General features: G+C 73.1%; 16 protein-coding genes. 11 read left to right on the forward strand and 5 right to left on the reverse strand.

Annotated features, from left to right (window positions below; translation table 11 throughout):
* The first annotated feature begins 168 nt into the window (after nucleotides 1–168).
* On the forward strand, nucleotides 169–1554 hold the full coding sequence (locus EV567_RS20240; protein ID WP_130442088.1) for a transcriptional regulator: 1386 nt from the start codon (nucleotides 169–171) through the stop codon (nucleotides 1552–1554).
* A 214-nt stretch (nucleotides 1555–1768) separates the two neighbouring features.
* Complete coding sequence (locus EV567_RS20245; RefSeq protein ID WP_130442090.1) at nucleotides 1769–3466, forward strand: hypothetical protein; 1698 nt, start codon at nucleotides 1769–1771, stop codon at nucleotides 3464–3466.
* Nucleotides 3467–3558: 92 nt separating this feature from the next.
* Here EV567_RS20245 and EV567_RS20250 read toward each other — a convergent pair whose 3' ends face one another.
* Nucleotides 3559–4875: an ABC transporter substrate-binding protein gene (locus EV567_RS20250; RefSeq protein ID WP_130442092.1), complete on the reverse strand. Its 1317-nt coding sequence runs from the start codon at nucleotides 4873–4875 to the stop codon at nucleotides 3559–3561.
* A 174-nt stretch (nucleotides 4876–5049) separates the two neighbouring features.
* Here EV567_RS20250 and EV567_RS20255 point away from each other — a divergent pair, with 174 nt between their 5' ends.
* On the forward strand, nucleotides 5050–5496 hold the full coding sequence (locus tag EV567_RS20255; RefSeq protein WP_130442094.1) for an SCO4402 family protein: 447 nt from the start codon (nucleotides 5050–5052) through the stop codon (nucleotides 5494–5496).
* A gap of 130 nt (nucleotides 5497–5626) precedes the next feature.
* Nucleotides 5627–6511 carry a formyltetrahydrofolate deformylase gene (purU, locus tag EV567_RS20260; protein ID WP_130442096.1) on the forward strand — a complete coding sequence of 295 codons (885 nt, stop codon included), beginning with the start codon at nucleotides 5627–5629 and terminating at the stop codon, nucleotides 6509–6511.
* Between the two features lie 57 nt (nucleotides 6512–6568).
* On the opposite strand, the gene EV567_RS20265 is transcribed toward purU, so the two are convergent.
* Together EV567_RS20265 and EV567_RS20270 are read right to left on the reverse strand one after the other, a co-directional pair.
* Complete coding sequence (locus tag EV567_RS20265; protein WP_130442098.1) at nucleotides 6569–7840, reverse strand: zf-HC2 domain-containing protein; 1272 nt, start codon at nucleotides 7838–7840, stop codon at nucleotides 6569–6571.
* The gene (locus tag EV567_RS20270) at nucleotides 7837–8403 is read right to left on the reverse strand and encodes an RNA polymerase sigma factor (RefSeq protein ID WP_130442615.1); all 567 of its coding nucleotides are present in this window, start codon (nucleotides 8401–8403) and stop codon (nucleotides 7837–7839) included. The genes EV567_RS20265 and EV567_RS20270 overlap by 4 nt, the downstream gene beginning before the upstream one ends.
* 399 nt (nucleotides 8404–8802) lie before the next feature.
* Between EV567_RS20270 and EV567_RS20275 the strand changes: the two genes are divergently transcribed.
* Nucleotides 8803–9183 (forward strand): STAS domain-containing protein, encoded by a 381-nt coding sequence (locus tag EV567_RS20275; protein ID WP_130442101.1) that lies wholly within the window; start codon nucleotides 8803–8805, stop codon nucleotides 9181–9183.
* Nucleotides 9184–9365: 182 nt separating this feature from the next.
* Nucleotides 9366–9872, forward strand: a complete 507-nt coding sequence (locus tag EV567_RS20280; RefSeq protein ID WP_130442103.1) for an EF-hand domain-containing protein — start codon at nucleotides 9366–9368, stop codon at nucleotides 9870–9872.
* A gap of 22 nt (nucleotides 9873–9894) precedes the next feature.
* Here EV567_RS20280 and EV567_RS20285 read toward each other — a convergent pair whose 3' ends face one another.
* Nucleotides 9895–11424 (reverse strand): class I adenylate-forming enzyme family protein, encoded by a 1530-nt coding sequence (locus tag EV567_RS20285; RefSeq protein ID WP_130442105.1) that lies wholly within the window; start codon nucleotides 11422–11424, stop codon nucleotides 9895–9897.
* Nucleotides 11425–11642: 218 nt separating this feature from the next.
* On the opposite strand from EV567_RS20285, the gene EV567_RS20290 reads away from it, so the two are divergent.
* The 4 genes from EV567_RS20290 (at nucleotide 11643) to EV567_RS20315 (ending at nucleotide 15946) form a co-directional block, all read left to right on the forward strand.
* Entirely contained in the window at nucleotides 11643–12860 is a 1218-nt protein-coding gene (locus EV567_RS20290; RefSeq protein ID WP_130442107.1) for an amidohydrolase family protein, read from the forward strand.
* A 5-nt stretch (nucleotides 12861–12865) separates the two neighbouring features.
* Nucleotides 12866–14002: an acyl-CoA dehydrogenase family protein gene (locus EV567_RS20295; RefSeq protein ID WP_130442109.1), complete on the forward strand. Its 1137-nt coding sequence runs from the start codon at nucleotides 12866–12868 to the stop codon at nucleotides 14000–14002.
* 1 nt (nucleotide 14003) lies between these two features.
* Entirely contained in the window at nucleotides 14004–14912 is a 909-nt protein-coding gene (locus EV567_RS20300; RefSeq protein ID WP_130442111.1) for an acyl-CoA dehydrogenase family protein, read from the forward strand.
* A gap of 530 nt (nucleotides 14913–15442) precedes the next feature.
* A complete protein-coding gene (locus EV567_RS20315; RefSeq protein ID WP_130442617.1) occupies nucleotides 15443–15946 on the forward strand; it encodes an ATP-binding protein in 504 nt (167 codons plus the stop codon).
* A gap of 418 nt (nucleotides 15947–16364) precedes the next feature.
* Here the strand turns inward: EV567_RS20315 and EV567_RS20320 are convergent, their stop codons facing one another.
* Nucleotides 16365–17300 carry a cyclase family protein gene (locus EV567_RS20320; protein ID WP_130442116.1) on the reverse strand — a complete coding sequence of 312 codons (936 nt, stop codon included), beginning with the start codon at nucleotides 17298–17300 and terminating at the stop codon, nucleotides 16365–16367.
* A gap of 85 nt (nucleotides 17301–17385) precedes the next feature.
* Here EV567_RS20320 and EV567_RS20325 point away from each other — a divergent pair, with 85 nt between their 5' ends.
* Nucleotides 17386–18297, forward strand: a complete 912-nt coding sequence (locus EV567_RS20325) for an SDR family oxidoreductase (RefSeq protein WP_130442118.1) — start codon at nucleotides 17386–17388, stop codon at nucleotides 18295–18297.
* Nucleotides 18298–18544: the final 247 nt, after the last annotated feature.

Here is an 18544-nt window from a genome sequence, read left to right on the forward strand (position 1 = left end):
TCCGAAAGGGCCCCGCACCCGGCAATCCTCACATGCCTCGCATTTTCGCCGTGTGAGCGGGGCATCGATCTTCACGGCCGGAAACATCCGGTGGAAGAGACGTCAACTCGGAACGCGCCAAGGCGCCGCCGCCGCACGCGAGCCGCCAAGACACAGGGGGTAGTGCCCATGGCCGCAAGGCCTCTCGTCGCACGGCAGCCGAACGAACGGCTGCAGGCGCTCATCCAGGAGGCGGGGTGCTCGAACGCCGGACTCGCCCGCCGCGTCAACATGTGCGGCGCGGAACACGGCCTCGACCTGCGCTACGACAAGACCTCCGTGGCGCGTTGGCTGCGCGGACAGCAACCGCGGGGCCGCGCGCCCGCGATCATCGCCGAGGCGCTGGGCCGCAAACTCGGCCGCACGGTCACGATCGACGAGATCGGGATGGCCAACGGCAAGAACCTCGCGTCCGGCGTCGGCCTCCAGTTCTCCCCCACGGTGCTGGGCGCCATCGAGCAGGTCTGCGAACTGTGGCGCAGCGATGTGGGCCGCCGGGACTTCCTGTCCGGTTCGTCCGTGGCCGCCTCGGCGCTCGTCGAGCCCAGCCGGGACTGGTTGATCTCGTCCGCCGACGCCCAGGTGGCGCGTACGGCGGGGCCGCGGGTGGGCCTGTCCGACGTGGCGGCGGTACGGGCGACGACCCAGGCGCTCGTCGACCTCGACCACCAGTACGGCAGCGGGCATGTGCGCCCGGTCGTCGTGCACTACCTCAACAGCGTCGTCTCGGGGCTTCTCGCCGGCTCCTACCGGGAGGCCGTCGGGCGTGAACTCTTCGCCGCCGTAGCGCGGTTGACGGAGCTGGCCGGCTACATGGCCGTCGACACCGGCCAACCCGGCCTGGCCCAGCGCTATTACATCCAGGCCCTGCGTCTCGCGCAGGCCGCCGGCGACCGCGGCTACGGCGGCTACGTGCTCGCCGCCTCCATGAGCCACCTCGCCGCACAGCTCGGGAACCCTCGGGAGATCGCCCAGTTGGCGAGGGCGGCGCAGGAGGGCGCGCGCGGGAGGGTCACCCCGCGCGCGGAGTCGATGTTCCACGCCGCCGAGGCCCGCGGGCACGCGCTGATGGGCGACGTACGCGCGGCCCAGACGGCGTCCGCGCGGGCGGTGTCGGCGCTGGACGCGGCCGATCCGGGGTCGGGGGACGACCCGCCGTGGATCGCGCACTTCGACCAGGCCTACCTGGCCGACGAGTTGGCGCACTGCCACCGGGACCTCGGCCAGGCCGAGGCGGCGGCGCGCTGCGCGGAGCAGTCCCTGGCCGGGCATCCGGAGAGCCGGGCCCGCCGCCGGGCCATCGGCTTTGTGCTGTTGGCCACGGCGCAGGTGCTCAAGCGTGAGGTCGAGGAGGCCTGCGCGACCGGCCTGAAGGCGGTGGAACTGCTCGAGACGCTCCGCTCCAACCGGGGCGCGGAGTACCTGGAGGACCTCCAGCAGCGGCTGGAGCCGTTCCGGGAGGAGGCGGTGGTCAGGGAGTTCGGAGCGCGTCTGGACCTGCAGACCGCCGCCTGAACGGACGGGGCGCCGTGGCGTGAACGGGTCCTCGCCACAAGCGGAAGCGGCCCTTCGTCGCGCGGGGCGCGGCGGACGCAGCGCACGGCGCTCCGGTTCTGTTACCGACGTCACTGGGAGGTACGTCACGTCCTGAGCTGCGTGGCACGGGATTCGGGGAACCCGGTAGCGTGAGCCGACGATTGACGAAGGTCCCCCATTCGTAGGAGTCCCGGTGACGCAGAGTGGACAGGGCGAGGAGCCCTCGGCGCGGCCCGCGCACGAAGGCATCGTGCTGCCCTCCGACGGCGGGGAGCCCCTGCTGCCGGGCATGACGAACGCTTCCTATTCCAGACCCCGCCCGCACGAGCAGCAGCAGCCCTCGGCGTCCGCCCCGGGCGGCGGCCAGACCTGGGGCCAGCCCTGGGGCCCGGAGCAGCAGCAGCCCGGGCAGGGCTGGCCGCTCCCGGCGGACCAGCAGCAGTGGGGTGCGCCGCAGGGCGCGGGCCCCGACGCGTGGACGCAGCAGTCCCCCGACGGCGCCGGCGCGCCCCGCCCGGCCGGCGCGGGCCCCCTGCCCCCGGAGGGCGCCCCGGCCCCGTCCTACGGCCATGGCATGCCCGGCGCGCCGCTTCCGCCCGCCTCCGGCGACGAGGGGGCGACGCAGTACATACCGCCGGTCCCGTCCGGCCACGGCGGCGGCCACCCCGCCTCCTTCCCGCCGGCCGCCTCCGCCGACGAGGGCGCGACGCAGTACATGCCCCCGGTCCCGGGCGGCGATCACCGCACCTCCTACCCGCAGCCCCCTGCGGCCGACGAAGGCGCGACGCAGTACATACCCCCCGTCCCGTCCGGCCCCGGCGACGAGGGGGCGACGCAGTACATACCCCCCGTCCCGTCCGGCCCCGGCGACGAGGGCGCGACGCAGTACATCCCGCCGGTCCGTCCCGGCGCGCTGCCGCCCGAGACGCCGTCGGAGTCCACCCACTACCTGGGCCGCGCGGCGGCCTCCCAGGACGCCGAGGCCACCCGGTACATTCCGCCCGTCACCGGCCAGGGGCCGTACGGCCCGGGCGCGGGCGGGGCGGACCAGCAGCCACCCGCCGGGTTCGAGAACCTCTTCCGCGACGGCCCGGCCGACGGCTCCACGCAGCAGATGCCCCGCATCTCCGAGCGCGAGGACGCCGGGCACGGCCACCCCGCCGCTCCCCAGCCCTCCTACACCCCGACCGGCGACGGCTCCGGCGGCCGGCGTGGCCGGCGCGGCGACGACCACGGGCGCGGCCGTGACAGCCGTACCGGCTCGCGGCTGCCGATGATCGCGGCGATCGGTGTGGGCATCGCCGTCGTCGGGGTCGGCGCGGGCGCGCTGCTCGGGGCCGGCGGCGACGGCGGCGACCAGGGCGACGACAACAAGACCGTCGCCGCGTCCGCGCCCGCCACCGAGGGCTCCGCCTCGGCGTCCGCCGACGTGGCCGAACAGCAGGCGATCGCGCTGGACAAGCTGCTGTCGGACAGCGGCAGCAGCCGGGCCACGGTGATCAGCGCGGTGGCCGACGTCAAGGCGTGCACCGATCTGGCGCAGGCGGCCACCGATCTGCGGGGCGCGGCGCAGCAGCGCAACCAGCTGGTGACCAAGCTGTCCGCCCTGAGTGTGGACCAGCTGCCCGACCACGCCGCGCTGACCGACGCCCTGACCAAGGCGTGGCAGGCGTCGGCGTCGGCCGACGACCACTACGCGGCCTGGGCCGACCAGGTCGCCGGCGACAAGAAGCGCAACTGCAAGAAGGGGCAGGCTCGCAGCACGCCCCAGACGCAGGCCGGCAACCGGGCGAGCGGCACCGCCAGCACCCAGAAGACGCGGGCCGCGAAGGTGTGGAACGAGATCGCGCGGAAGTACGGCCTGACGGAGCGCCAGCCCGTCCAGCTCTGACGGCTCGACGGCCGCGACGCCGGCGGGAGCCGTTCCCTGCCGGCGCCCGGCGGGCGCAGGGCGAGCGCCACTCAGTCCACCTCGGCGGCCACTCAGTCCACCTCGGCCTTCTCCATCGTCCGCGTCACGTCCACGAATCCGGGCTTCGCCGCGACCAGCCGGCCCCGCCGCACCGTCTGCAGGGTCACATGGGCGTTGACCAGGCGCGGAAGCCCGATCGAGGCGAGCTTGTCGCTGAACTGCCAGCGCAGCGCCGGCGTGAGCTCGCCGGTGTCGATCCTCAGCCCGTCGTCCAGGGCGCCCCGTACGGTGGTGGCGCTCACCTCGCCGTCGCCGAGCGACTCCACGACCGCGCGCAGCACCGCGTACGCGATCCAGGTGGTCTGCACGCCGGTGTCCGCCGCGTCGATCCGGGTGTCGGAGAAGGCGCTCTCGCTGATCACCTTCTTCATCCCGTCCCAGCGCGGATCGCTCGCCACCGGATACCAGCCGGTGACGTAGGCCCCCTCGAACGCGCTGGACGCGCCGCCGGTGGAGTCGACGACCGTCTGGTCGACGCTGCCGAGCACGGTGGCGGTGCGCACGTCGGCGTAGTCGTCGCGGGTGCGGCGGAAGGAGTCCATGAAGGTGGCGGTGCGGTCGCCGAGGGCGGGGATCACACAGCCCTTCTCCTCCTGGTCGCCGGTCGCCTCCTTCAGCGCCTTCTCGGCCTGCGCGGAGTACTCGGCGGAGTCCTCGGGGGCCCGCTGGTCCTCCGCCGAGTCGTGCCCGCCCGTGGTAAGACCGGCGTCGAGCATGGGCGGCAGGGCGTCGCCCGCGATGGTGTCGGGGCGGACCAGGGCGACCGGACCGCAGTTCCCGGCGAGTTCCTTGCCGAGCCCGGCGAGCAGCGCGGGCTGGCCGCCGTTGACCGGGTAGGACAGCGGGCTGGTGAACTCGGCGTTGGTGACGCCGTAGCCGCCGATGTAGGGGATGCCGGCGCCTTCCAGGTGCGGGAGGAAGGAGTCGGAGTGCTGGCTGTAGGAGCCGACGACGGCCACCGCCCCCTCCTTGACGGCCCGCCGGGCGCACTTCGCCGCGTCCACGGCGGTGTTGTGGTCGTTGCAGGTCAGGACGGTGAGCTTGCGGCCGCCGATGCCGCCGTTCGCGTTGACCCAGCGGGCGTAGGCGAGGGCGAAGGCGGGCATGCCGGGCTTGTTGGTCGCGCCGGTGCCCTCGGGCGCCCAGGTCATGACGACGACCGGGCCGCCCCCGGAACCCCCCGTGGCACCGGGGACGACCCCGCAGCCGGCGAGGAGCGACGCACAGCCCGCCAGTGCGCCCGCCGAGAGGACGGCGGCCCTGGTGGAGCCGGTGAAGCGGAGGAGCCTGGGGAGGAAGGTGCTTCGCGTGCGTCGCCTGCCGGTCATGGCTCCACACGATTCCCTCACACGGCCAACCCTGGAGTGACCCTTGGTCGACGCCTGGTGACGCGGAGGTGAATTACAGGGGCCTGCGAGGCGCGCAGGACGGAGAACGTACGATCGACGACCGTGCAACAAGGTTCGGAGAACTCTTCCCGTCGCGGCCGTCGCTCCTCCACCATGGGCGGCATGCCACTGAACGACATGCCGTGGTGGCGCTGGCGCAGCAATGTGCGCTCCGCGCTGCACATGCTCTCCGACCCGGTGTTCCAGCGGGACGTCTGGCTGGCCGGGGTGGACGGCTACGGTGACGTCACCGACGCCGTGTACCGCCTGGTCGAGGACACCTGGCTGGACAACTGGTCCGCCGAGAAGTACGTCGGCACGATCTTCCGTGACTCCCAGGAGGCGGCGCTCGTCGACACCGCGGTGCTGCGCGTGCTGCGGATCATGCACCAGGTCGGGCCGGACGCGCCGGTCTCCGCGTACGTCGACCACCCCGGCTGGCCGGAGGCGGTGCGGGCGGCGCGCGACGCGCACGTCCGGATGGCGGCGGCCGACGGCGAGGACGCGGACGCGCCCCCGCGCACGCTCGAGGTGCTGCGCATCCTGACCAGGTCGGCGTAGCGCTGCCCGGTTCGTCTGTTCCGCCGGGCCCACCCGAGGTTCGTCCGGAACACCCGGTCCGTCCCGTCCTTCCTGCCCGCTCTGCGGACGGATGCCGGGCCGCGCGGGCCGTCGTGAGACCCTGTGCTGCATGAGTGAGCAGTCCACCCGAGCCTCGGCGAGCCTCGCCGACCAGTACGTCCTCACCCTGTCCTGCCCCGACAAGCAGGGCATCGTGCACGCCGTGTCGAGCTACCTCTTCATGACCGGCTGCAACATCGAGGACAGCCAGCAGTTCGGCGACCACGACACGGGACTGTTCTTCATGCGCGTCCACTTCTCGGCGGAGGCGCCGGTGACCGTGGACAAGCTCCGGGCGAGCTTCGCGGCGATCGGCGACTCCTTCCACATGGACTGGAAGATCAACCGGGCCGACGAGAAGATGCGCGTCGTCCTGATGGTCAGCAAGTTCGGGCACTGTCTGAACGACCTGCTGTTCCGTGCGCGGATCGGCGCGTTGCCGGTGGAGATCGCGGCGGTGGTGTCCAACCACACCGACTTCGCCGAACTGGTGGCCTCGTACGACATTCCCTTCCACCACATCGCGGTGACGCGGGAGAACAAGTCCGAGGCGGAGGCCCAGCTTCTGGAGATCGTCCGCGGGGAGAACGTCGAGCTGGTCGTCCTCGCCCGGTACATGCAGGTGCTGTCGGACGACCTGTGCAAGCAGTTGAGCGGGCGGATCATCAACATCCACCACTCCTTCCTGCCGAGCTTCAAGGGCGCGAAGCCGTACCACCAGGCGCACGCGCGGGGCGTGAAGCTCATCGGCGCGACGGCGCACTATGTGACGGCCGATCTCGACGAGGGGCCGATCATCGAGCAGGAGGTCGAGCGGGTGGGCCATGACGTCACCCCGGACCAGCTGGTCGCGGTGGGGCGTGACGTGGAGTGCCAGGCGCTGGCGCGGGCCGTGAAGTGGCACGCGGAGCGGCGCATCCTCCTCAACGGCCGCCGCACGGTGGTGTTCGCCTGACCCGCAGCCCGGTGGCCGGCCTTCACTTCGGAGGTGACGGCCGGTGGGCGGCCAGCCCTACATCCGGCTCAGGCTCGCCGCGGCGAACAGCACGTCCCTGATCGCCGAGCGGTCCCCCAACTGCCCCGCCGCCGCCTCCTCCGGCGGCACATGACCCGCCGCCAGCCGGCAGAACTCCACGTCGTCCAGCGCCACGTGGGCCACCTCGTGGTCGGCGGAGCCCACCGCACCCGGGGAGTCCAGCGGGATCAGCCACTGCCCGCCGCCCTCCCCCTCGATCTCCAGGCGGAGGCTGCGGCCGGGACTGCCGGCGCTCACCAGGTGCCGTCGGGCGCCGGGGGCCGTGAGCCCCGCCCGGCGGCGCGCGGCGAGGGCCTTGGGCAGCATCCGCGCCGCGAGGTCGATCATGCCGTGCAGATGGCGCGGCGCGGGCGGGGCGTACGGGTAGTCGACGGCGTCGGCGATGTCCTCCGCGTGCACCCAGCACTCGAAGGCCCGGTCCAGCAGCGCGTCCCGGATGGGCAGTTCGAAGTGGCCGTACGACACGGGCAGCGCGCCTGGGGCCGTTCCGGTGGAGGAGACGGTGCGCACGACGGCGTGGGTCTGCTCCCGCCACGGCCCGCGCACCGAACGCGTCGGCGGGAAGTGCGATGCCTCCCAGAGGGCCTCGGTCCGCGCGGCCGGGGTGCGGACCGCCGCCGGCGCACGGCCGGGGCCCGCGACGTCCCTCGCGTCGGTCGCCGTCCCGCGGTCGCGCCTCGGGCCGCCGCCCGAGCGCAGCGGGTCCTCCAGGCCGAGCGCGGCGGCGACCAGGCCGTCCACGGCGATCAGGTGGGCGATGACCCCGGCGACGGTCGTGCGGCGGCTGGTCGCGCCCTCGCCGCGGAACCAGCGCAGCCGCACGGGCGCGTGCCACTCGGCGTCCCCGAAGTCCTGCAGCAGCGCGTCCAGGCGCGCGGTCTCCGCGTCGTACGAAGACGCCCAGACGGGCACCGGGACGCGGGGCGGGCGGCGGTCCAGGCAGGCGTCGAGGACGCGGGTGCGCAGGGCGGGGTCGAGGTCGAGGCTCTCGGGGCGCTGGAGCAGGCCGACCGCCTCGCGCAGCCGCCGCGCCTCGTCGGCGCAGGGCCCGCACTCGCCGAGGTGCTCCTCGACGGCCGCGGTCTCCTCCGCCGAACAGGCCGCCAGCGCCCAGGCGCCCAGCATCGACTTCAGCACCGGGTGCTCCAGCGGCGGGGGCGACGACGCGCGGCCGTCCGGGTCGTGGCGCGGGTCGTCGTACGGGTCGTGGTCCGTGCCGTCGTGCCGGTCGCCGTGCGGGGCGGTCATGCCGCGCCCCCGTATCCGGGCGGCGCCCCGGGGGCGGTGGCGTCCGGGGTGGTCGCGTCGTGCGCGGTGGACAGCAGTTGCAGGCCGAGGCGGAGACGGCGGCGGGCCTCGTCCTCGGTGACGCCGAGGTCGGCGGCGGTCTGGTGGTAGTCGCGGCGCTGGAAGTAGGCCAGTTCCAGTGCGGCGCGCAGCGGGGCCGGCATGGACTGGGCGATGTAGTCGGCGCGGGCGGCGACGGAGGCGTGCCGGACCTTGTTCTCCAGGTCCTCCCGCTGCTCGGCGGTGCCGGGGCCGCCGTCGCCGAGGGCCTCGGTCTCGGTGGCGCGCAGCCGCCGCACGGCGAGGCGGTGGGTCAGGGAGGCCACCCAGGTGCGCAGGGGGCCCTGCCGGGGGTCGTAGGCGTCGGGGTGCTCCCAGACGTGGGCGAAGACCTCGCGGGTGATGCCGTCGGCGGCCCGTTCGTCTCCGAGCACGCGGTGGGCGAGTCCGTGCACGAGCGAAGCGAACCGGTCATAAAGCTCACCGAGGGCGGCGGCCTCCCCGTGCGCGAGTCGCTGCTGCATCGTGCGGTCCCAGCGGGGCAGTGTGTCCTTCTCCACCCTGCGACCCCCTCGCCCCTGCTCCGTTCGGCGTCCTCGCCGACCTGTGTCCTTGTCCAGCCTGCGTCCCCCGTCAGCTCGAATGTAGTCGGCACACCGGTCGGCGCACGCCCCTTTGTCGCAATGTGCGCCCCCGTCGCGCCGGGGGTGGTAAAGGAGCGTCAGCACGCCGGGCCGGTCCGTTCCGCCTGTGATCGGGTTCGAACGGACCTGTTGCAGCACGTTCGAACGGGACCGAAAGAGACTGAATCAGGCCTCTTTTCTTCATGGGCAGTTTTCTGTGCGGAGTTTCGGGGAACGGCCGCTGGGCAGCCGCGCTGCGAGGAAGCGAAGGGACAGCTTCCGTTTCGGCGACTGAAGGGCGTGGTGGTGGCTTTCAAAGTGATCGGCGTCGAGCGCGGCGGATGGGCCGTGCTCCATGTTTCCGGTGAGCTGGACCTGGTGACGTCACCGGTGCTGCGTCAGCGGGTGCACGACGAAGTGGCCGAGGGCAGGCACAGTCTCGTCCTCGACCTCTCCGAGGTGCACTTCTGCGACTCGAGCGGCGTCGGAGTCCTGATCGCCTCCCGCCGCCTCATCCGCTCCTGCCGGGGCAGGCTGCGCCTGATCCTGCCGGCGCGCGGAGCCGAGGAGCACTCCCACGTCAACCGGGTGCTCGGCGCGCTGGGGGTGCGCCGCCTCTTCGACGTGTACGGCGACGTCCCGGCGGCCGTGGACGACGGAACCGAGCCCCTGTCCGCCTGACGCGCGCCTCGGGGTCCTCGCGCCCGACGGTGAGTCACCTCACGTCGGCGCCACACGTTTGTCCCGAATTCACCCCGGTTCAGGCACAACCGCCGCCTTCCCGCCCCCGGTGCGTCACCGGCGTCGTACGCTCCCTGCCGACAAGCACCCGCACGCGACGACGTAAGGCGGCCCGAGAAGAGATGGTCAGCAGCGAGTACGAGCGCAGGATCGCCGGCCGGTTCGCCACCTTCGACCAGGACGGCAACGGCTACATCAGCCGCGAGGACTTCGCGGCGGCGGCCCAGGCGCTGCTCACCGAGTTCGACACCCCGGCCCGCTCGGACAAAGGGCAGGCCCTGTACGCCGGCGCCGAGGCGTTCTGGCAGGGCATGGCGGGGATGGCGGACCGCGACGGCGACCAGCGCATCACGCGCGAGGAGTTCGTCGGCGGCGCGGTCAAGCGACTGCGCGACAACCCCGACCGGTTCGGCGAGATCGCCCGCCCGTTCCTGCACGCGGCCCTCGCCGTGGCCGGCGCCGACGGAGCGGTCACCGTGGAGGACACCGTGCGGGTGCTGACCTGCCTGGGCGTGCCCGGACAGGCCGCGCACGCCGTCGCCGCCGCCCTGGACGCGGACACCGACGGCCGTGTCCTGGAGACGGACGTCGTCCCGGCCTTCGCCCGCTACTTCACCGTCCCCGAGTAGCCCCGGACGCCGGGCGCTCTCTTCACGGCGTGGGCGGCGCGGCCGAGAACCGCTCCCGCAGCTTGTACTTCAGCACCTTGCGCAGCGTCTCGTTGCGCGGCAAGGCGTCCACGACCTCCAGTTGCTCGGGCAGCTTGTGGGGCGACAGCCCTTCCGCGCGCAGGTGCGCCGTCACCGCCTCCAGGGTCAGCGCGCCCGCGTCCGCCGCCCGGTCCGCCGCCGGTTCGACCACCGCGCACACCCGCTCCCCGCGCTCGGGGTCCGGCAGCCCGATCACCGCCACGTCGCCCACCGCCGGGTGGGTGTGCAGCAGGTCCTCGATCTCCTTGGCCGAGACGTTCTCCCCCTTGCGGATGATCACGTCCTTCAGCCGGCCGGTGAGCACGAGATGGCCGCTGCCGGTCACCCGCCCCAGGTCGCCGGTGCGCAGGAAGCCCTCCTCGTCGAAGGCCTCGGCCGTCTGCGCGGGGTCGAGGTAGCCCCGGCAGACCGCCTCCCCTCGCAGCCGCACCTCCCCGTCGGGCGCGATCCGTATCTCCATGCCCCGCGGCGGCCGTCCCTCCGTCGTCGCGAGGTTCTCCGGGGTGTCGTCGGGCGAGCCCATGGTGATCATCGGCACCTCGGTCATCCCGTACCCGTGGGTGAGCTGGACGCCCATCTCGCGGACGACGGCGTGGTACAGCTCCGGCGGCTTGGGCGCGCCCCCGCCCGCGAGCAGCCGCAGCGAGGGGACCACCGGGTCGCCGGGCCGCTTGCGCTGCTCGGCCAGGAACATCGAGTAGAACGCCGTGGAGCCGCCCGCCACCGTCACCCCGTGCCGCCGGTACTCCGTCAGCGCGTCCGGCATCGCGAACTGCTCGAACATCACCGCCGGGAAGCCGTACAGCAGCAGCATGACCGTGTAGTCGGGGCCGGCGATGTGCGCGTACGGGAAGGCCATGGAGCCGACGTCGCGGGCGGTCAGGCACAGCGCGTGGGCGAGGCAGGAGCCGCCCGCGATCAGCGAACGGTCGGTGTGCAGCACGCCCTTGGGGTCGGAGGTGGTCCCCGAGGTCCAGTAGATCCAGCGTACGGACGTGCCGTCGCGGGGCGGGGCGGGCAGCACGGCCGGATCGCCCTCGGGCAGGTCGTCGTAGGCCTCGAAGACGCCCTTCGCGCCCAGGCGGCGCGCCATCTCGCCGTGGTCGAAGCCCCGCCACACACCGGGCACGGCGAAGTACTCCGCTTTGGACTCGCGCAGCGCGAAGCCGACCTCGCGGTCCCGGTAGAACGGGATGACCGGGCTCTGCACGGCGCCCAGCCGGGCCAGCGCGAAGGTCAGCACGGCCGTCTCGAGGCGGGTGGGGAGCTGCCAGGCGACGACCGTGCCGGGGCGTACGCCCATGTCGTACAGGCCGGCCGCGGTGCGTTCGGCGCGCTCGCGCAGCCCGCCGAAGCTCAGGGTGCGGTCGCCCTGGAGGAGGACCGGGCGGTCGGGGGTGAGGGCGGCGCGTCGGTCGAGCAGGTCCCACAGGGTGCGGGACGCGCTCAGGGCGTGGGCGGTGTCGGTCACGGCGGCCCCCTCAAGAGCTGACGGGCAGTCAGATTGTGCGCAGAGCGTAGGGCTCGTCGCCTTGTCGGTCCAGGGGTCGCGGACTAGCCTGCTGGGAAGAACAGATCTGACGGGCCATCAGATTCCGGGGTCCGGACCACGCCCGCCGGACCACGGCCCGCGGACCCGGCCGTGGCACCTGCGGCCTTTCAGCACGCGTCCGCCAGGCGGAGGGGACCATGACCGAACTGCCCCGCATCATCAGCGTCGACGACCACGTGATCGAGCCCGCGCACCTCTTCGAGACCTGGCTGCCGCGCAAGTACCACGACCGCGGCCCCAAGCCCCTCACCGCCGGGATCGGGGAGCTGGCGTACGTGGGCGGCAGGTACCGGATCACCATGGACCCCGACGGTCCGCCCACCGACTGGTGGATCTACGAGGACCTCCAGTTCCCGTACAAGCGCAACATCGCCGCCGTCGGCTTCGACCGCGACGAGATGACGCTGGAGGGCATCACGCGCGCGGAGATGCGACGCGGCTGCTGGGACCCGAAGGCGCGGCTCGCCGACATGGACCTCAACCACGTCGAGGGCAGCCTCTGCTTCCCGACCTTCCCGCGCTTCTGCGGTCAGACCTTCGCCGAGGCGCACGACAAGGAGGTCGCACTGGCCTGCGTGCGCGCCTACAACGACTGGATGGTCGAGGAGTGGTGCGGCGACAGCGGCGGCCGGCTCATCCCGCTGTGCCTGATCCCGCTGTGGGACGTCGAGCTGGCCGTCGCCGAGATCAGGCGCAACGCCGCGCGCGGCGTGCGCGCGGTGACCTTCTCGGAGATCCCCACCTACCTGGGCCTGCCCTCCATCCACTCCGGCTACTGGGACCCGTTCTTCGCCGTGTGCCAGGAGACCGGCACGGTCGTCAACATGCACATCGGGTCCAGCAGCCAGATGCCGGCCGCCTCACCGGACGCGCCGCCCGCCGTCCAGGCCTCGCTGAGCTTCAACAACGCCATGGCCTCGATGATGGACTTCCTCTTCAGCGGCGTCCTGGTGAAGTTCCCGGCCCTGAGACTCGCCTATTCCGAAGGCCAGATGGGCTGGATCCCCTACGCCCTGGAGCGCGCCGACGACGTCTGGGCGGAGCACCGCGCCTGGGGCGGGGTCCGCGACATCGTCCCCGAGCCGCCGTCGACGTACTACTACCGGCAGATCTTCTGCTGCTTCTTCCGCGACAAGCACGGCGTGGCGTCCCTGGACGTCGTCGGCCGCGACAACGCCACCTTCGAGACGGACTACCCGCACGTCGACTCCACGTTCCCGCACACCAAGGAGGTCGCCCTCGACCATGTGAAGGGCCTGGACGACGAGACCGTGTACAAGCTGATGCGGGGCAACGCGATCCGCATGCTCGGCCTGGACCTCGACCTCGACCGCCGTCCCGACCGCTCCGGGTGACGCCGATGGACCTCGCGGACACCCCGCAGGAAGCCGAGTTCCGGGCCCGACTGCGTGAATGGCTGGCCAAGGCGCTCCCCACACTGCCCCCGAAGCCCTCCCCGGACGACTGGCCGGCCCGCAGGGCCTATGACCTCGGCTGGCAGCGCATGCTGTACGACGCCGGGTACGCGCACGTGCACTGGGACGCCTCGCCCACCGTACGGCTGATCTTCCTGGAGGAGACGGAGGAGGCGGGCGCGCCCTATGTCGGCGCGGGCTTCGTCGGACTGCTGCACGCCGGGCCGACCATCGCCGCCGAGGGCACCGCGGCCCAGCGGGAGCGCTGGCTGGCGCCGATCCTGCGCGGTGAGGAGGTCTGGTGCCAGGGCTTCAGCGAACCCGGCGCCGGCTCCGACCTCGCGGCGCTGCGCACCCGCGCGCGACGCGACGGCGACGCCTACGTGGTGAACGGATCCAAGATCTGGACCTCGCACGCCGAGGTCGCCGACTGGTGCGAACTGCTGGTGCGCACCGACCCGTCGGCCCCCCGGCACCGTGGCATCACCTGGCTCGCCCTGCAGATGGACGCCCCCGGCGTCACCGTACGGCCGCTGCGGACGCTCGCCGGGTCCGCCGAGTTCGCGGAGGTGTTCCTCGACGACGTGCGCGTGCCCGTCGCCAACCGGGTGGGGGAGGAGAACGACGGCTGGCGGGTGACGATGGTGACGCTGTCCTTCGAACGCGGCACGGCGTTCGCGGGCGAGGTGGTGGCCTGCCGGCGCACCCTCGGCGAACTCGCCCGCGAGGCGCGCCGCAACGGCCGCTGGGACGATCCCGCCCTCAGGAGGCGGCTCGGCAGGCTCAACGCCGAGCTGCGGGCGCTGTGGCGGCTCACCCAGTGGAACGTGAGCGAGGCGGAGGCCACGGGCGGCGGCGTGCCCGGCACGGGCGGCTCGGTCTTCAAACTGAGCTACTCGCACACCCGCCAGGAGCTCTACGACGCGGCGGCCGACGTCCTCGGCGACGACGCCCTCGACCTGGAGCGGCCCTGGGCGCTGGACCGGCTCTCCTCCCTCTCGTACACCATCGCGGCCGGTACCTCGCAGATCCAGCGCAACATCGTGGGTGAGCGGATCCTCGGCCTGCCCAAGGGAGGCTGACGTGCGTTTCCGGCTGACGAAGGACCAGCGGGACCTGCGAGGCGGCGTACGGGAGCTGCTGGCGCGGCGGTTCGGCCCCGAGGAGCTGCGCGTGGCGGTGTCCCGGCCCGGGCTCGACCGGCGGCTGTGGCGGGACCTCGGGGAGGCCGGCTTCTTCGCGCTCCGGCTGCCCGAGGCGGACGGCGGCGTCGGACTGGGCCTGCCCGAGGCGGTCCTGGCCTTCGAGGAGGCCGGCCGCGCCCTGCTGCCCGGCCCGCTGACGGCCACCTTCCTCGCGGCGGGTGAGGTGCCCGGCGCGGCGACCGGCGAGAGCGTGGTGACCGCGGTCGACGGCGGCCTGGTGGAGTGGCTGGCCGAGGCGGACGTCGTCCTGGGCGACGCGGAGGGCGCGCGGCCCCTGCGGTCGGTGGACCCGCTGACCCCGCTGCACCGGACGCCGGGAGGCCCGGCCCCGGCCCCCGATCCCGTCGCGGTCCTCCTCACCGCCGCCGAGCAGCTCGGCACGGCCACGCGCGCGTGCGAGCTCGCCGTGCGACACGCGCGCACGCGCGAGCAGTTCGGGCGGCCCGTGGGCGCCTTCCAGGCCGTCAAACACCTCTGCGCGGACCTGCTGGTGCGCGTGGAGGTGGCCCGGGCGGCGGTGTACGCGGCCGCCGTCACCGCCGGACCGGCCGATGTGGCGGCGGCCCGGCTGCTCGCCGACGAGGCCGCCGTGCGCGGAGCGCGCGACTGCCTCCAGGTGTTCGGCGGGATGGGATTCACCTGGGAGGCGGAGGTTCATCTGCTGCTGAAGCGCTCCTGGGTGCGCACGAGGCGTACGGGGGGTGGCACGCAGAGTGAGGAAAGGCTCGCCGAGGACCTGCTGACGTCGCCGGGCCACCAGCCGCCGCAGGCCGCCTGCCTGCGGTGATGTGCAGGCGCGGGGTGCGCCGCGCGGCACGTGTCACTGATCGTGGCAAGACATGGTCACGGAATGTGAGATTCGGTTGTGTCCGATCGGTGACCCGTCACGGCCCGGAGTCGGGTGGTCGCTCCGGTACCTTCTGTGAGATGCGAGTTGCCGTGAGCGCGGACCGTGCCGGCCGAGCCCCTGGGGCGACGCCGGGGACGGGGGTGCGCACCGCTGCTCGCAGGGCGGACGGGCGTCACGGCCCCGTCTGTTCGACTTCCCGCGATGAGCGTCGCACAGTATGCCGCACGGGTACTCCTTCGCGCTGGAATATGCCCGAAGCGCTTGTTGAGGTGACTGTACGTCAACCAAGCTGTCTCTCAAGGGATTCACGTTCCGTCACTCTGCCCCTGGCTGTTGTTCTGGTCATGCAGAAAATGGCTACGATCGTGGCCCTCGTCGTCATGGTCCTCGCGTGGCTAGCGTGGCTCACGTGGCGCGCGGCCATGTGTCCGCCGGTTCGGATGGTGTGAGCGGTGCAGGTGCTTCAAGTGCAGCTGGAGATCCGGCCCGACCCCACTGAGGTGGGTCGCGCCCGCAGGTGGGCCCGTGGGCGCCTCGCCGGGTCCGGGATAGGGGCCGACGAGCCGCTCGCCGAGACGCTGATCCTGCTCGTCTCCGAGCTGGTCACCAACGCCGTGGTCCACACGGGCTGTCCGGCCGTCCTGAGGCTCTCGCTGCCCGGCGCGGCGGTCGGGGCCCCGGAGGGCGCCGGGGGCCCCTGGGAGGGCGTCGTACGCCTCGAGGTGGCCGACAGCAGCGACCGCGCCCCCGTCCCCCGCTGTGTGGGCGACGACGCCACAGGCGGCCGCGGACTGGCTCTCGTGGACTGCCTCGCGGACCGCTGGGGCTGGAGCGTCGAGGGTCCCGGCAAGCGCATCTGGTGCGAACTCGACCGCTGTGCGGCGCCCCGCCCGGACGCCGGCCCGACGGGCGGGACGGCGACGGTCTGTCAGAAGCCGTCGTACGGGGGGATCGCGTACGAAGCCGTGTGACGCGCGGCGTGCGCTCGGCCCCGTACGGCCGGTGCACGGTGGCAGGGGATGTGGCGCGTGTGTCCCCGGCAGGCCTCGGTGCGCCCGTGCGTGCTTCCGTGCGCGCCCGTGACAAAACGGGGTGCAAGTAACAAATCACCGATCGGGTGTTGACGTCACGTGTCCGTTTGATCACGCTTGTGGTCAGCGATTCGCCGTGAGGGGACGACGAGGGCGTCGGTGACGGAGGCCCTCGCCGAGTGCGGATCGCCGATTCGGCGTCGGAGCCCTCAGGGCCGAGGGGAACCGAGGGGAGGGTACGCCGAGTCGGATGGTGGCGCGCGGTGCCGTGCTCGGGGCGGGCAGCGGCGCGCCACCATCCGTCGAACCCCGCGAGCCGCCCCGCCGTGCGTGCCGTCGGCCGGAGCCCCGAACCGCCCTACAGGATCGCCACCGGCGCCACCGGAGTCCCGGTCCCGCCGACGAACGGCTCGGGCATCGCCGACAGCAGGAACGCGTAGCGCCCCTCTTCTCCACAGGCTGTGGACAACTCTTCGAGATTCCAGTTCTGCCCCTGGAGCATCCCCATCTCCACGAGGTCGAGGGCGTGCACGGGCAGCCACAGGTCGTCGATCTCCGGCGGGAAGATCTCGAACGTGAGGGTGTCGTCGGCGACGGCGGCCACATCGCGCGCGTGGAACCACTCCGGGGTGCGCAGCGACAGCCCCGGCGAGGGGTACGCGTACCCGTGTTTGTCCCCGGCGAGGTACAGCCGCATCTGCCCGGTGCGCACGAGCACGATGTCGCCGGCCCGCACCCGCGTCCCCGCCAGCTCCTCGGCCGCCTCCAGGTCCTCGGGCGTGACCGCGTGACCGCCGGCCAGCCGGTCGGCGCCACGCGCGCGTGCCACGTCCAGCAGCACTCCGCGCGAGACGACGTGCCGCGCCTTGTCGATGCCGCTGAACTCCGCGCCGCCGTGCGGGGTGATGGTGCCGGCCGGGCGGCCGTTGTAGAGCTTGCCGGAGTGCGAGACATGGGTCAGCGCGTCCCAGTGGGTGGCCGCCTGGAGGCCCATCGTCACGGCGTCGTCGCTGCACGCCACCGAGCCCGGGCCGAAGATCTCCTGGTTGATCTGCACCATGGTGTGCAGCGGGTTGACCCGCCCCGGGATCATCCCCGTCTGCACGCCGTCCTCCCGCAGGGGCAGGGCGAGCGGGACCCGGCGGCCCGTGCGGACCTCGGCCGCCGCCGCCCGCACGACCTCGTCGGTGATCAGGTTCAGGGTGCCGATCTCGTCGTCGTCCCCCCAGCGCCCCCAGTTGTTGACGCGCTTGGCGATGTCCTGGAACGCCGGATGGAGCGAGGGCAGTGCCATTGGTGCCTCCCCGGGGCTTGTCCCCGACTGACTGACGGGCCATAAAATCTAACGGTCCGTCAGAAACTGCGGGAAGGGGCCCGGCGTGGGGAACTTCTTGAGCGGCAAGGTCGTCGCCGTCACCGGCGCGGGACGAGGCATCGGACGGGCGGTGGCGCTCGCGGCGGCGGCCGAGGGGGCGCGGGTCGTCGTCAACGACTACGGCGTCTCGGTGGCCGGCGCCTCACCCACCAGCGAGGTCGCCGAGGCCGTCGTCAAGGAGATCGAGGCGGCCGGCGGGGAGGCCGTCGCCGTCGCCGACGACATCTCCACGATGGCGGGCGGACAACGCGTCGTGGACACGGCCATGGAGTCCTACGGGCGGCTCGACGGGGTCGTCTGCGTGGCCGGCATCCTGCGGGAGCGGATGCTGTTCAACATGACCGAGGACGAGTGGGACCCGGTCGTCGCCACCCACCTCAAGGGCACGTTCACCGTGTTCCGGGCGGCCTCGGCGGTCATGCGGGCCCAGCGGTCCGGCACGCTCATCGGCTTCACCAGCGGCAATCACCAGGGCTCCGTCTCGCAGGCCAACTACAGCGCGGCCAAGGGCGGGATCATCTCGCTGGTGCGCAGCGCGGCGCTCGGCCTGCACAAGTACGGGGTGACCGCCAACGCGGTGGCTCCCGTGGCCCGCACCCGGATGTCGGCCGGGGTGCCGACCGAACTCGCGGAGATCGGCGAGCCGGAGGACGTCGCCGCCATGGTGACTTTCCTCCTGTCGGACCGCGCACGCGACCTGGGGATAACCGGCCAGGTCTACACGGTCGCCGGTGAGAAGATCGCGGTGTGGGCGCAGCCCCGCGAACTCCGCTCGGCCTACGCCTGCGACGGCTGGACGCCGGACCGGATCGGCCAGGCGCTGGCAGGAGCGGTCGGCTCGGACCCCATGCCGATGCTGGAACGCCTCCAGGAGATGGCCCGCGCGGCGGCACAGGGAGCGCGACCCAACGCATGAGCGGGGGCGCCGGCGGGCGGGGACGGACGGCGTCCCGTGCGAGCGAAGTCGAGGCGGCCGCGCCGGCGACGCGGTTCCGGCGCGTCTCAAGGCGGCGGTGGGCCAAACCCCCGCGCGCCCGACGGCGGAGCCGCTGCCGGGCTGGTGCAGCAGCAGGACCGTGTCCACGGGCGCTACCGCGTGGCGCCGTCGGCGCTGGACTCGGGCACCGGCTCCGGTCCGTACCGCTTCCGGGGGAGAGGGCGGT

It is taken from the genome of Streptomyces sp. BK239 (assembly GCF_004217285.1).
Classification (GTDB): Bacteria; Actinomycetota; Actinomycetes; order Streptomycetales; family Streptomycetaceae; genus Streptomyces.

Bases quoted from the DNA above. Each gene is read 5' to 3' on its own strand.
- EV567_RS20290 (WP_130442107.1), top strand. From the start codon at position 11,643: ATGACCGAACTGCCCCGCATCATCAGCGTCGACGACCACGTGATCGAG.
- EV567_RS20295 (WP_130442109.1), top strand. From the start codon at position 12,866: ATGGACCTCGCGGACACCCCGCAGGAAGCCGAGTTCCGGGCCCGACTG.
- EV567_RS20265 (WP_130442098.1), bottom strand. From the start codon at position 7,840: ATGACCGCCCCGCACGGCGACCGGCACGACGGCACGGACCACGACCCG.
- EV567_RS20270 (WP_130442615.1), bottom strand. From the start codon at position 8,403: ATGCAGCAGCGACTCGCGCACGGGGAGGCCGCCGCCCTCGGTGAGCTT.
- EV567_RS20280 (WP_130442103.1), top strand. From the start codon at position 9,366: ATGGTCAGCAGCGAGTACGAGCGCAGGATCGCCGGCCGGTTCGCCACC.
- EV567_RS20250 (WP_130442092.1), bottom strand. From the start codon at position 4,875: ATGACCGGCAGGCGACGCACGCGAAGCACCTTCCTCCCCAGGCTCCTC.
- purU (WP_130442096.1), top strand. From the start codon at position 5,627: ATGAGTGAGCAGTCCACCCGAGCCTCGGCGAGCCTCGCCGACCAGTAC.
- EV567_RS20240 (WP_130442088.1), top strand. From the start codon at position 169: ATGGCCGCAAGGCCTCTCGTCGCACGGCAGCCGAACGAACGGCTGCAG.
- EV567_RS20255 (WP_130442094.1), top strand. From the start codon at position 5,050: ATGGGCGGCATGCCACTGAACGACATGCCGTGGTGGCGCTGGCGCAGC.
- EV567_RS20320 (WP_130442116.1), bottom strand. From the start codon at position 17,300: ATGGCACTGCCCTCGCTCCATCCGGCGTTCCAGGACATCGCCAAGCGC.